Source organism: Enterobacter sp. Y17, from assembly GCF_019730495.1.
In the GTDB taxonomy this organism is placed as follows: Bacteria; Pseudomonadota; Gammaproteobacteria; order Enterobacterales; family Enterobacteriaceae; genus Enterobacter; species Enterobacter asburiae_B.
Map to the genome: position 1 here is coordinate 2,853,219 of NZ_JAASKP010000001.1, position 12,427 is coordinate 2,865,645.

Here is a 12,427-nt window from a genome sequence, read left to right on the forward strand (position 1 = left end):
AGATCTGGAGCGCACCATGACGACCTCTACCCTGCAAACCCATGATAATAAAGCTGTTGAACATCGCGCCATTAACAAGCTGTTCCGACGCCTGATCGTCTTTCTCTTTATCCTGTTTGTCTTTTCGTTTCTCGATCGTATCAACATCGGCTTTGCCGGGCTGACGATGGGCAAAGATCTGGGCCTCACGTCGACCATGTTTGGCCTGGCCGCGACGCTGTTTTACGTCACCTACGTGCTGTGCGGGATCCCGAGCAACATCATGCTGGCGAAGATCGGCGCGCGGCGCTGGATCGCCGGGATCATGGTGGTGTGGGGCATCGCCTCCACCTGCACCATGTTTGCCACCAGCCCTGAAACGCTCTACGTTCTGCGCATGCTGGTGGGCATTGCCGAAGCGGGCTTCCTGCCGGGGATTTTGGTCTACCTCACATGGTGGTTCCCGGCCTATCACCGCGCCCGCGCCAACGCGCTGTTTATGATCGCCATGCCGGTGACCATGATGCTCGGCTCGATCCTCTCCGGCTACATTCTGGCGATGGATGGGCTGTGGAACCTGAAGGGCTGGCAGTGGCTGTTCCTGCTGGAGGGGCTGCCGTCGGTGGTGCTCGGCGTGGTGACCTGGTTTTATCTCAACGACACGCCGGATCAAGCTACCTGGCTCGACGACGACGAAAAGCAGGCGCTGAAAACGATGATCGCCCGCGAGCAGGAGGTCGCCATTGCCCAGTCCGTCACGCCGCGATCGACGCTGCGCGAAGTGCTGACCCCGGCGGTGCTGCTCTACACGCTGGCCTACTTCTGCCTGACCAACACGCTCAGCGCCATCAACATCTGGACGCCGCAGATCCTGCAAAGCTTCAACACGGGAAGCAGCAATATCGTCATCGGCCTGCTGGCGGCGATCCCGCAGTTTTGCACCATTCTCGGGATGATCTGGTGGAGCCGACGCTCCGACAGGCTGAAAGAGCGAAAAAAGCACACCATCCTGCCGTACCTGTTCGCCGCGGCGGGATGGATGCTGGCCTCGGCCACCGATCACAGCCTGATCCAGCTGCTTGGCATCATTATGGCCTCAACCGGATCCTTTACCGCCATGGCGATATTCTGGACCACGCCGGATCGGGTGATTAGCCTGCAGTCCCGCGCGGTGGCGCTGGCGGTGATCAACGCCATCGGCAACGTCGGATCCGCCGTCAGCCCGCTGCTGATCGGCATTCTGCGTGATGCGACCGGCAGCTTCAGCTCCGGACTGTGGTTTGTGGCCGGGCTGCTGGTGGTCGGCGCGCTTGTGCTGACGCGCATCCCGATGACGCAGCGCGAAAGCCTTGAGCGCGAGCCGGGCGTCGCGGCGCAGAAGATCCACTAGGGAGTCGCCATGTGCCAGAACCCCATTACCAACATCGACATCAGCAAGGAGTACGACGAAAGTCTGGGCACTGACGATGTGCACTACCAGTCGTTCGCGCGCATGGCGGCCTTTTTTGGCCGCGACATGCAGGCGCACCGTCACGACCAGTATTTTCAGATGCACTTTCTCGATACCGGGCAGATTGAGCTCCAGCTCGACGATCATCGCTACTCGGTGCAGGCCCCGCTGTTCGTCCTCACGCCGCCGTCGGTGCCGCACGCGTTTATCACCGAATCCGACAGCGACGGACACGTGCTGACGGTGCGCGAGGATCTGATCTGGCCGCTGCTGGAGGTGCTCTATCCCGGCACGCGGGAAGCGTTTGGCCTGCCGGGGATCTGCCTCTCGCTGGCCGACAGGCCGGACGAGCTGGCGGCGCTGAAGCACTACTGGCAGCTTATCGCCCGGGAATCCACGGAACAGCTGCCGGGGCGCGAACATACTCTGGTCTTGCTGGCGCAGGCGGTGTTTACCCTGCTGCTGCGCAACGCGAAGCTCGACGACCACGCTTCGGGCGGCATGCGCGGCGAGCTGAAGCTGTTCCAGCGCTTTACCCAGCTGATTGACGTTCATTACCACCAGCACTGGACGGTGCCGGAATACGCCAGCGAGCTGCACCTGACCGAATCCCGCCTGACCGATATCTGCCGCCGCTTCGCCAACCGCCCGCCGAAGCGGCTGATCTTCGACCGCCAGCTGCGGGAAGCCAGGCGGCTGCTGCTCTTCTCCGACAGCGCGGTCAGCGACATTGCCTGGCAGCTGGGGTTTAAGGATCCGGCCTATTTTGCCCGGTTTTTTAACCGCTTAGTGGGGTGCTCGCCGAGCGCGTATCGGGCGCAGAAAGTACCGGTGTCGCCTGTTCCCCTCTCCCAAAGGGAGAGGGAGTAACCGTCCCCTCTCCCTTTGGGAGAGGGTTAGGGTGAGGGAAATCACACTCTGCGATCTCTCGCGAAAAGTACCCGTCGTTGTCCCAATCGTCCCTTCACGTTCCGCCCCTCTCAGGCTTCAATTAAACAACAAAAACAAAACATAAATTTAACAACCTTATTCCGATACGAGGTCCCTATGAAGCCTGAAGATTTCCGCGCTGATGCCAAACGTCCGTTAACCGGCGAAGAGTATTTAAAAAGCCTGCAGGACGGCCGTGAGATTTACATCTACGGCGAGCGCGTCAAAGACGTCACCACCCACCCGGCGTTTCGCAACGCGGCGGCCTCCATCGCACAGATGTACGACGCGCTGCACAAGCCGGAGATGCAGGACACGCTCTGCTGGGGCACCGACACCGGCAGCGGCGGCTATACCCACAAGTTCTTCCGCGTGGCGAAAAGCGCCGACGACCTGCGCCAGCAGCGCGACGCCATCGCCGAGTGGTCGCGCCTGAGCTACGGCTGGATGGGCCGCACGCCGGACTACAAAGCCGCGTTCGGCTGCGCGCTCGGCGCCAACCCGGCCTTCTACGGCCAGTTCGAACAGAACGCCCGCAACTGGTACACCCGCATTCAGGAAACCGGCCTGTACTTCAACCACGCCATCGTTAACCCGCCGATCGACCGCCACAAGCCGGCGGACGAGGTGAAAGACGTCTACATCAAGCTGGAGAAAGAGACCGACGCCGGGATTATCGTCAGCGGCGCGAAAGTGGTGGCAACCAACTCGGCGCTGACCCACTACAACATGATCGGCTTCGGCTCCGCGCAGGTGATGGGCGAAAACCCGGACTTCGCGCTGATGTTCGTCGCGCCGATGGATGCCGAAGGCGTGAAGCTGATCTCCCGCGCCTCTTACGAGATGGTGGCAGGCGCAACCGGATCCCCGTACGACTACCCGCTCTCCAGCCGCTTCGACGAGAACGACGCGATCCTGGTGATGGATCACGTGCTGATCCCGTGGGAAAACGTGCTGATCTACCGCGATTTCGACCGCTGCCGTCGCTGGACGATGGAGGGCGGTTTCGCCCGCATGTACCCGCTGCAGGCCTGCGTGCGTCTGGCGGTGAAGCTCGACTTCATCACCGCCCTGCTGAAGAAATCCCTGGAGTGCACCGGCACCCTGGAGTTCCGCGGCGTGCAGGCGGATCTGGGCGAAGTGGTGGCCTGGCGCAACATGTTCTGGGCGCTGAGCGACTCCATGTGCTCCGAAGCCACCCCGTGGGTCAACGGCGCGTATCTGCCGGATCACGCCGCGCTGCAAACCTACCGCGTGATGGCGCCGATGGCCTACGCGAAGATCAAGAACATCATCGAGCGTAACGTGACGTCCGGGCTGATCTACCTGCCGTCCAGCGCCCGGGATCTGAACAACCCGCAGATCGACCAGTATCTGGCGAAATACGTGCGCGGCTCCAACGGCATGGATCACGTCGAACGCATCAAGATTTTGAAGCTGATGTGGGACGCCATCGGCAGCGAGTTTGGCGGCCGTCACGAGCTGTACGAAATCAACTACTCCGGCAGCCAGGATGAGATCCGCCTGCAGTGTCTGCGCCAGGCGCAGAGCTCTGGCAACATGGACAAAATGATGGCGATGGTCGACCGCTGCATGTCCGAATACGACCAGCACGGCTGGACGGTGCCGCACCTGCACAACAACAGCGATATCAACATGCTCGACAAGCTGCTGAAATAGCGCAGCGGGAGGTTGCAATGCATTCAGATGAACAACGCCTGCGTTTTCGCGACGCAATGAGCAGCCTGTCGGCGGCGGTTAATGTGATCACCACCGAGGGCGAGGCGGGCCGCTGCGGCATTACCGCCACCGCCGTCTGTTCGGTCACGGACACCCCGCCGTCGGTTATGGTGTGCATCAACGCCAACAGCGCCATGAACCCGGTATTTCAGGGCAACGGCAGGCTGTGCGTTAACGTGCTGAACCACGAACAGGAGATCATGGCTCGCCATTTTGCGGGGATGACCGGTATGACGATGGAGGAGCGCTTTGCCCTCTCCTGCTGGCAGAAAGGGCCGCTGGCGCAGCCGGTGCTCAAGGGCGCGCTCGCCAGCCTTGAGGGCGAGATTAGCCAGGTGCAAACCATCGGCACGCATCTTGTCTACCTTGTTGAAGTTAAGAACATCATTCTGAGTGACGCGGGACACGGTCTGATCTACTTCAAGCGCCGTTTCCACCCGGTCATGCTGGAGGCGGAAGCCGCCGTGTGATCCCCCCCTCGCGCTGGCCTTTTTTTCCGGCCAGCGCCGCTTTCTACAAAAACTCCTAAGGTTTCCGCTAAATCACGCCGTTATATACCCATAAGAGAAATTTTCTGTGACTGAATACTGACACCCTTTGTCAGTGCATCCGCATCATTCAGCGCATACCTAAATATACAGGATGACCTTATGGCTAAAACGACGCGGAGCCGCTCGGCTGAACGTCTGGTCGATATTCTGGTTGAGCTACATTTAAACGGTGTGGTAAACCGCAGTGCGCTAATGGAAAAATTTAAAATTACCGAGCGTACCGTCTACCGGGATTTAAATGCCCTCTCTCCTATTGTTGAACATACCGGTAACGGGCTATATCGGCTGATCCATTCTGCACAATCGCCCGGCGGACAAGGCTTACATCACACCCTTGCTAACTTCCTGAATGCTGACAGCTTTTTCCCTGAAAGAAATATGGAATTCTGGCAAAAGCTTGAAACGCGCGTTGACGAAAACCATATTCTCATTCTTGGAAATGAGGCAGAACACACGGTAGAACGTGATATTCGCCGTCATTTAACGAAAATCGAGAGATCGATTAAAAACCATAATGTTTGTCAGATCGTTTATAAGGGAAAAACCCGTCTGATTAATCCCTATAAACTCATTAACAAAAAAAATATATGGTATTTACAAGCCACCGAAAATAGCCGCCTGAAATCCTTCTCATTGAGCCAGATTAGCTGGTTTGATATTCAGAAAACGACCTTCACGCCCGAAGAAAATGTCCTTGAGCTGCTGGAGAAAAGCCTCGATCCCTGGGTGTCTGAAAATACTTTCGCGGTGAAAATATTTATCAAAGATAATATTTCACATTACTTCCTGCGCCGCGATCTTCTGCCGGAACAGGAGCTGCTGGAGGAGCAGCAGGGCGGCGTCACGCTGCGCTGCCAGGCGGCGCACGAGAACCAGATCCTACCGCTGCTGTTCTACTGGCTGCCCCACATTCAGATTCTGGAACCGAACTGGCTGAAGGAAAAACTGATTAGAACGCTGGAGAACTATCTGGCGGTGGAGCGTAACCCGAATAATCAAGTGATCTCACTCACATAATTTCGCCCCTTGGCGGCGAGCCGGAACCGCTCGTCGCCCCCTTTGACCGCTCACCCGGCACTTTCAACCACTCATTCATTTACCGTCCTTTACACGCGCGAGGATCTGGCACGATCGCTCCAGCATTAATCAATACCTCCTCACAACGAACCCTGACCCTTTTTTCTTTACATAAAAAACCAGGTCTTACTATGGATACTAAAAAACTACTGAAGCACGTGCCCTGGGCCTTACTCGGGATCCTCGGCGCTTTTTGTCTGGCGGTTGTCGCATTACGCCGGGGCGAACACGTAAGCGCCCTGTGGATCGTGGTTGCGTCCGTTTCCGTCTATCTTGTTGCTTATCGCTACTACAGCTTGTACATCGCGCAGAAGGTCATGAAGCTCGACCCGACGCGCGCCACCCCGGCGGTCATTAACAATGACGGCCTGAACTACGTGCCAACCAACCGCTACGTGCTGTTTGGTCACCACTTTGCCGCTATCGCGGGCGCAGGCCCGCTGGTCGGCCCGGTGCTGGCCGCGCAGATGGGCTACCTGCCGGGTACCCTGTGGCTGCTCGCAGGCGTGGTGCTGGCGGGTGCGGTGCAGGACTTTATGGTGCTGTTTATCTCTTCTCGCCGTAACGGCGCCTCTCTGGGTGAGATGGTCAAAGAAGAGATGGGCCGCGTGCCGGGGACGATCGCTCTGTTCGGCTGCTTCCTGATTATGATCATCATCCTCGCGGTGCTGGCCCTGATCGTGGTGAAAGCGCTGGCCGAAAGTCCGTGGGGCGTCTTCACCGTCTGCTCAACCGTGCCAATTGCGCTGTTCATGGGGATCTACATGCGCTTCCTGAGACCGGGACGCGTAGGTGAAGTGTCGGTGATTGGTATCGTGCTGCTGGTAGCCTCCATCTACTTCGGCGGCGTGATTGCGCACGACCCTTACTGGGGCCCGGCGCTGACCTTCAAGGACACTACCATTACCTTCGCGCTGATTGGCTATGCGTTTATCTCCGCGCTGCTGCCGGTCTGGCTGATTCTGGCCCCGCGTGACTACCTCGCGACCTTCCTCAAAATCGGCGTTATCGTCGGTCTGGCGATCGGTATCCTGGTGATTAACCCGGATCTGAAAATGCCTGCGGTAACCCAGTACATCGACGGTACCGGCCCGCTGTGGAAAGGCGCCCTGTTCCCGTTCCTGTTCATCACCATCGCCTGCGGTGCGGTCTCCGGCTTCCACGCCCTGATTGCGTCCGGCACCACGCCTAAGCTGCTGGCGAACGAGAAAGACGCGCGTCTGATCGGCTACGGCGCGATGCTGATGGAGTCCTTCGTGGCGATCATGGCGCTGGTTGCAGCCTCCATTATCGAACCGGGTCTCTACTTCGCGATGAACACCCCGCCTGCGGGCCTCGGCATTACCATGCCAAACCTGCACGAGATGGGCGGTGACAACGCGGCGCTGATTATGGCGCAGCTGAAGGACGCGAGCGCACACGCGGCGGCGACCGTCAGCTCCTGGGGCTTCGTGATTTCGCCTGAGCAAATCATGCAGACGGCGAAAGACATCGGCGAACCGTCCGTACTGAACCGCGCCGGTGGCGCACCGACGCTGGCCGTCGGTATCGCACACGTGTTCCACAAGGTGCTGCCGTGGGCGGACATGGGCTTCTGGTACCACTTCGGTATTCTGTTCGAAGCGCTGTTCATCCTGACCGCGCTGGACGCCGGTACCCGTGCGGGCCGCTTCATGCTGCAGGACCTGCTCGGTAACTTCGTGCCGTTCCTGAAGAAAACCGACTCTCTGGTAGCGGGCATTCTGGGTACTGCGGGCTGCGTCGGCCTGTGGGGCTACCTGCTGTATCAGGGCGTTGTCGACCCGCTCGGCGGCGTGAAGAGCCTGTGGCCGCTGTTCGGTATCTCTAACCAGATGCTCGCAGCCGTTGCTCTGGTGCTCGGTACCGTGGTCCTCGTGAAGATGAAGCGCACCAAATACATCTGGGTAACCGTTGTTCCTGCGCTGTGGCTGCTGCTCTGCACCACCTGGGCGCTTGGCCTGAAGCTGTTCAGCGCCAACCCGCAGCTGGAAGGCTTCTTCTTCATGGCTAACCAGTACAAAGAGAAGATTGCCGCAGGCGGCGCGGACCTGACCGCGCAGCAGATTGCCAACATGAACCATATCGTGGTGAACAACTACACCAACGCGGGTCTGAGCATTCTGTTCCTGGTGGTGGTGTACAGCATCATCTTCTACGGCATCAAAACCTGGCTGAACGTGCGCAACGCCGACGGCCGTACGGATAAAGAAACCCCGTACGTGCCGGTGCCGGAAGGCGGCGTGAAGACCTCTTCACACCATTAATCCGCAATCCTCCCCCTCTCCCTTTGGGAGAGGGCTGGGGTGAGGGGAACATAAGCCCAGCGGACTCACATCGCCGGGCTTTTTCTGTCTGGAACCCACAATGTTTGGTAACTTAGGCGAAGCAAAAAAATACCTCGGTCAGGCGGCGAAAATGCTGATTGGCATTCCGGACTATGACAACTACGTTGAGCACATGAAGACCAACCATCCGGATAAGCCGTACATGACCTACACCGAATTCTTCCGCGAGCGCCAGGAAGCGCGCTACGGCGGAAGTGGAGAAGGCGGCGTCCGCTGCTGCTAAAGGAGAGACCATGACCCCGATTGCCGTTACCCTGCTGACCGGTTTCCTCGGCGCCGGTAAAACCACCCTGCTGCGCCACATCCTGAACGAACAGCACGGCTTCAAAATCGCCGTCATCGAAAACGAATTTGGTGAGGTCTCGGTAGACGATCAGCTGATTGGCGATCGCGCCACCCAGATCAAAACCCTCACCAACGGCTGCATCTGCTGCACCCGCTCTAACGAATTAGAAGACGCCCTGCTGGACCTGCTCGACAGCCGCGATCGCGGCGAGATCGACTTTGACCGCCTGGTGATCGAGTGCACCGGCATGGCCGACCCCGGCCCAATTATTCAGACCTTTTTCTCTCACGAGATCCTCTGCCAACGCTACCTGCTGGACGGCGTGATTGCCCTGGTGGATGCGGTTCACGCTGACGATCAGATGAACCAGTTCACCATCGCCCAGTCTCAGGTGGGCTACGCCGACCGCATCCTGCTGACCAAAACCGACGTGGCGGGCGAAAGCGTTAAGCTGCGCGAACGCCTGACGCGCATTAACTCTCGCGCGCCGGTTTACACGGTGACGCATGGCGACATCGATCTGTCTCAGCTGTTCAACACCAACGGCTTTATGCTGGAGGAGAACGTCACCGCAAAACCGCGCTTCCACTTTATGGGAGACAGGCAAAACGACGTGGCATCGATTGTGGTGGAGCTGGACTACCCGGTGGACATCGGCGAGGTTTCGCGCGTGATGGAAAACCTGCTGCTGTCGTTTGCCGACAAGCTGCTGCGCTACAAAGGGATGCTGTGGATTGACGGCGAGCCGAACCGCCTGCTGTTCCAGGGCGTGCAGCGCCTGTACAGCGCCGACTGGGATCGCCCCTGGGGCGAGGAAGCGCCGCACAGCGTGATGGTGTTTATCGGTATCCAACTCCCGGAAGAAGAAATTCGGGCGGCGTTTGCGGGTCTGAAAAAATAACCGCTATGCATCTCCTCTCCCCTGTGGGGCTGAGGGATCCCCATAAAATATTACCTGCACAGACGGCCCCCTCTCCCTTGAGGGAGAGGGCTGGGGTGAGGGGGAACATACGGCTGTGGAGGTTATTCCGTTCACTTTATGTTCCTTGCTACTCTGTAACGATGTGACCGGTGAACGTGCCAGGGTGGCTCAGTCGCCGCCACCCTGGCAACCCGGGCTCCCGGCGGTAAATCGCCGCTGCGCGGTACCTTCGGCTTATTCCTTTCGGCTTATCGGGGACGGGCGGAGGTAACATCCCTGTAAAGCCCGCCCTCTCGGCGCATCCCTGCGCCTCGCCCCGGCCTGCAGGAAACGCCTCAGCGATTTACAGCCGGACCAGGTCGTCGCTATAAGCCCTTAATTTTCTTGAAACTACGCTCGTCGCTTTCAGTAAAAAATTACTGGAGATTCCTCAGCCTGGGGAAGAGGGTGTGGGGTAAACTTATTTCACCGCCTCCGGCAGCGTCACAATCCACAGCTCGCTGTCCGACTCCGGCTTCTTCAGCGGCTTCACGCTGAGCGTGGTTTCCACCGGCTTATCATCCAGCGTCAGCTTGCCTTCCGCGTTCACCCGATAATCCTTGAGCTTCTTGCCCTCGACCGGGTTTTGCATCGCCACCTTTACGCCAAAGTCGTTATCGTTCGCTACCGCAAGCGTTTTGCTGTCGATCAGCGCCAGCCCTTCGGCCTTTTCCTGCTGCCAGCCCAGCGCGCGGAGATCGACGACCTGCGTTTTAGCCGCAAGGGTAATGCCGCGCTGCGCCAGGGTTTTCTCATCATCAAACTCCGGGTATTCGCCCGGCTTGTCGAAGGTGGTCAGGTCGCTCGCCTTGCTGAGATCCACCTTGTAAATCAGGTTACGCATCCCGTCGTTTTTATCGCTTCCCTGCTCAATCAGCAGGATGTGCTGGTCATCGAGCGCCACGATGTCGCCGATTTTGGCGTCGCTGTTTTTGCTGTAGGCCGCGCTGTCGATAGGGTAACCGTACATCGCCGTTTTCCCGGTCGCCGGGTCGAAGCTCACCAGACGCGTAAACAGCGCCTGCTTTTTGCTCTTGCCGTCGATATCCAGCGTGCTTTGCACGGCCGCGATAATCCGCCCGTCCGGCATCCGGGTCAGGCCTTCAAAGCCCCGGTTCGCCTGGCGCCATTTGATGATGTTTGGCAGGCCGCCCGCGATGGATTTCTCCCCTTCCGCGGCCTGCGGCCCGTGGATCGCCAGGATCTTCCCTTTGCTGTCGACGTTAATCAGGAACGGGCCATATTCGTCGCACAGCCAGTAGCCGCCTTTGCCGTCCGGGGTGATGCCTTCCGTGTCCAGCCCGCGGTTGTCACCCTTCAGGATCTTGAGGGTGTCGCTGAACGCCACTTCATTGGTGGAGCCAATCACGCCGCTTTGCAGCGGCAGACCGTTAATCTCGCCTTTATCATCATGCAGCGGGCGGGCATCGACAGCCTCCGCTTTGCCGTTCTGAACGCGGATGGTCATCAGCAGCGGCGCGAAATCAGGTGTGACAAATATTTTGGCTTCGTTTTTACCCATTTTTGGCGCATCGGCGTTTGGACCGCGATCGGTCACGGTCGCAAAGGTCAGGGCGTCGCCCTGCTTGCCCGTAAACAGCAGGCCAGAACCGATTCCCACGGGGAGTCCGTCCGGAAACGCGCTGGCAAACGCGCCGCTGTAGCTCACGTGGGAGCCTTCAGGGAAGCTGACGACATAGCGCTCAGCAGTGGGCTGCGCCGCTAGGCCAGAGAAAGAGAGCGCACAGCCGATTAGCACAGGAATAATTTTTCTTTTCATATTGTTAGCATCCAGTTAGTGAAGCCAACAACGTAAAGAATAAACGTGTCAGAAAAATGACATGGAAGGGAAAACGGCCTGCGCGATTGAACGTATATTCATCGCTCGAAATGTAAGGCTTTGTTGTTTTGTGTGACAGGCGAAACATTTTTGGAAATTATTAGAAACCCAATTAATTCATCTCAAATCACTATCCCCGCCTCGTTCAGTTTATGTTTAGTCAAAAAACTAAACGGTTCCTAAACGCTAAAAACATCCCCTGTTGACACCCCGACAATCAAACATCATTGCAACAACTTCAATAAAAAAGTTAACAATATCAGTATAAAACCGCGATTTATATCACATTTGCAGTCATTAACATCGCTTGTTAAGGTGCGCCCAGATGAATTTAATGACGAGGCAAAAAACATGAAAAAACTGAATATCCTTCTTCTTTCTGCTCTGGCTGCCGTATCGGGTTCCGCACTGGCGATGGGCGGCACCGTTGAGCAGGGTAAAAACTTTACCAACCTCAACCTGGAAATGGGGAAATCCTCATCCGGTGTTTATCTGGAAAGTAACTGGCTGAAAAACACCGACGACGGTACCCAGACCGGCGGCGTGGGCGCAGGCTACAACCTGGGTCTTGGCCCGGTGATGCTGAACGCGGGCGCAAAAGCCATCTACCTCGGCCCGAAAAAAGGCGATAACGGCGTGGCGTTCCCGATTGGCGGCGGCGTAAACGTTGCCCTGACCGACAGCATCCACGTCTACGGTGAAGGCTATGTCGCACCAGAAGGCCTGAACAACAGCGTGAAAAACTACGTCGAAGCCAACGGCGGCGTAAGCTGGACGCCAATTACGCCAGTGACCCTGAAAGTGGGCTACCGCCACGTGAGCGTGGACGGCAAAGACGGTCGTCCTGGCCACACGCTGATTGACGGCGCATACGTAGGCGGTGGAGTCACCTTCTGATGAAACACCGCATTACCGCGCTTTGCGTTCTGAGCCTCACGCTGATGCTCGCCGGCTGCGTCCAGTACAAATGGGTGAAACCGGGCGTCAGCGATGCGGAAATGAATAAAAAGCTCACGGAATGCGAAGCGCAGGCGCTAATCGATCTGCCCCCGGATAACGTCGTGACCGGATCCAGCTCGGAAAAAACGGACAAAAAGAACAAGAAAAAGGATATTTCCACGAGCTACACGGTTGAAGACGCGAACGAATATCGCCGGGATACGTTAGTTGACAGCTGCATGTTTAAAAGCGGCTGGGACAAGATCGAAGTGCAATAATCCCTTAAAAAAAACCTGCCGGCTGGCAGG

Annotated in this window: 11 protein-coding genes; 10 read left to right on the top strand and 1 reads right to left on the bottom strand. The window is 57.8% G+C overall.

Going from position 1 to position 12,427, the window contains the following annotated elements:
* Nucleotides 1-16: 16 nt before the first annotated feature.
* From hpaX to yjiA, 8 genes are all read left to right on the top strand, one after another.
* Nucleotides 17-1,369 (top strand): 4-hydroxyphenylacetate permease, encoded by a 1,353-nt coding sequence (hpaX, locus tag HCH49_RS13430; protein ID WP_181594331.1) that lies wholly within the window; start codon nucleotides 17-19, stop codon nucleotides 1,367-1,369.
* Between the two features lie 9 nt (nucleotides 1,370-1,378).
* The gene (hpaA, locus tag HCH49_RS13435) at nucleotides 1,379-2,299 is read left to right on the top strand and encodes a 4-hydroxyphenylacetate catabolism regulatory protein HpaA (RefSeq protein WP_221702810.1); all 921 of its coding nucleotides are present in this window, start codon (nucleotides 1,379-1,381) and stop codon (nucleotides 2,297-2,299) included.
* A gap of 177 nt (nucleotides 2,300-2,476) precedes the next feature.
* Nucleotides 2,477-4,039: a 4-hydroxyphenylacetate 3-monooxygenase, oxygenase component gene (hpaB, locus tag HCH49_RS13440; protein ID WP_033144556.1), complete on the top strand. Its 1,563-nt coding sequence runs from the start codon at nucleotides 2,477-2,479 to the stop codon at nucleotides 4,037-4,039.
* A gap of 17 nt (nucleotides 4,040-4,056) precedes the next feature.
* Complete coding sequence (locus HCH49_RS13445; RefSeq protein ID WP_047173281.1) at nucleotides 4,057-4,569, top strand: 4-hydroxyphenylacetate 3-monooxygenase reductase subunit; 513 nt, start codon at nucleotides 4,057-4,059, stop codon at nucleotides 4,567-4,569.
* A gap of 180 nt (nucleotides 4,570-4,749) precedes the next feature.
* On the top strand, nucleotides 4,750-5,667 hold the full coding sequence (locus HCH49_RS13450; protein ID WP_221702811.1) for a YafY family protein: 918 nt from the start codon (nucleotides 4,750-4,752) through the stop codon (nucleotides 5,665-5,667).
* Nucleotides 5,668-5,858: 191 nt separating this feature from the next.
* Nucleotides 5,859-8,012, top strand: coding sequence for a carbon starvation CstA family protein (locus HCH49_RS13455; protein WP_023334384.1), 2,154 nt, complete (start codon nucleotides 5,859-5,861; stop codon nucleotides 8,010-8,012).
* A gap of 100 nt (nucleotides 8,013-8,112) precedes the next feature.
* Nucleotides 8,113-8,316, top strand: coding sequence for a YbdD/YjiX family protein (locus tag HCH49_RS13460; RefSeq protein WP_003856610.1), 204 nt, complete (start codon nucleotides 8,113-8,115; stop codon nucleotides 8,314-8,316).
* 10 nt (nucleotides 8,317-8,326) lie between these two features.
* Nucleotides 8,327-9,280, top strand: coding sequence for a GTPase (yjiA, locus tag HCH49_RS13465; RefSeq protein ID WP_221702812.1), 954 nt, complete (start codon nucleotides 8,327-8,329; stop codon nucleotides 9,278-9,280).
* Between the two features lie 481 nt (nucleotides 9,281-9,761).
* Here yjiA and HCH49_RS13470 read toward each other — a convergent pair whose 3' ends face one another.
* The gene (locus HCH49_RS13470) at nucleotides 9,762-11,120 is read right to left on the bottom strand and encodes an esterase-like activity of phytase family protein (protein ID WP_221702813.1); all 1,359 of its coding nucleotides are present in this window, start codon (nucleotides 11,118-11,120) and stop codon (nucleotides 9,762-9,764) included.
* A gap of 411 nt (nucleotides 11,121-11,531) precedes the next feature.
* Between HCH49_RS13470 and HCH49_RS13475 the strand changes: the two genes are divergently transcribed.
* Entirely contained in the window at nucleotides 11,532-12,077 is a 546-nt protein-coding gene (locus tag HCH49_RS13475; RefSeq protein WP_023310269.1) for a YfaZ family outer membrane protein, read from the top strand.
* A complete protein-coding gene (locus HCH49_RS13480; protein ID WP_033144551.1) occupies nucleotides 12,077-12,397 on the top strand; it encodes a hypothetical protein in 321 nt (106 codons plus the stop codon). Before HCH49_RS13475 ends, HCH49_RS13480 begins: the two co-directional genes overlap by 1 nt.
* The last annotated feature ends 30 nt before the right edge of the window (nucleotides 12,398-12,427 follow it).

Coding starts and splice junctions, on each gene's coding strand:
- HCH49_RS13475 (WP_023310269.1), top strand. CDS start 11,532: ATGAAAAAACTGAATATCCTTCTTCTTTCTGCTCTGGCTGCCGTATCG.
- HCH49_RS13455 (WP_023334384.1), top strand. CDS start 5,859: ATGGATACTAAAAAACTACTGAAGCACGTGCCCTGGGCCTTACTCGGG.
- yjiA (WP_221702812.1), top strand. CDS start 8,327: ATGACCCCGATTGCCGTTACCCTGCTGACCGGTTTCCTCGGCGCCGGT.
- hpaX (WP_181594331.1), top strand. CDS start 17: ATGACGACCTCTACCCTGCAAACCCATGATAATAAAGCTGTTGAACAT.
- HCH49_RS13445 (WP_047173281.1), top strand. CDS start 4,057: ATGCATTCAGATGAACAACGCCTGCGTTTTCGCGACGCAATGAGCAGC.
- HCH49_RS13450 (WP_221702811.1), top strand. CDS start 4,750: ATGGCTAAAACGACGCGGAGCCGCTCGGCTGAACGTCTGGTCGATATT.
- HCH49_RS13480 (WP_033144551.1), top strand. CDS start 12,077: ATGAAACACCGCATTACCGCGCTTTGCGTTCTGAGCCTCACGCTGATG.
- HCH49_RS13470 (WP_221702813.1), bottom strand. CDS start 11,120: ATGAAAAGAAAAATTATTCCTGTGCTAATCGGCTGTGCGCTCTCTTTC.
- HCH49_RS13460 (WP_003856610.1), top strand. CDS start 8,113: ATGTTTGGTAACTTAGGCGAAGCAAAAAAATACCTCGGTCAGGCGGCG.
- hpaA (WP_221702810.1), top strand. CDS start 1,379: ATGTGCCAGAACCCCATTACCAACATCGACATCAGCAAGGAGTACGAC.
- hpaB (WP_033144556.1), top strand. CDS start 2,477: ATGAAGCCTGAAGATTTCCGCGCTGATGCCAAACGTCCGTTAACCGGC.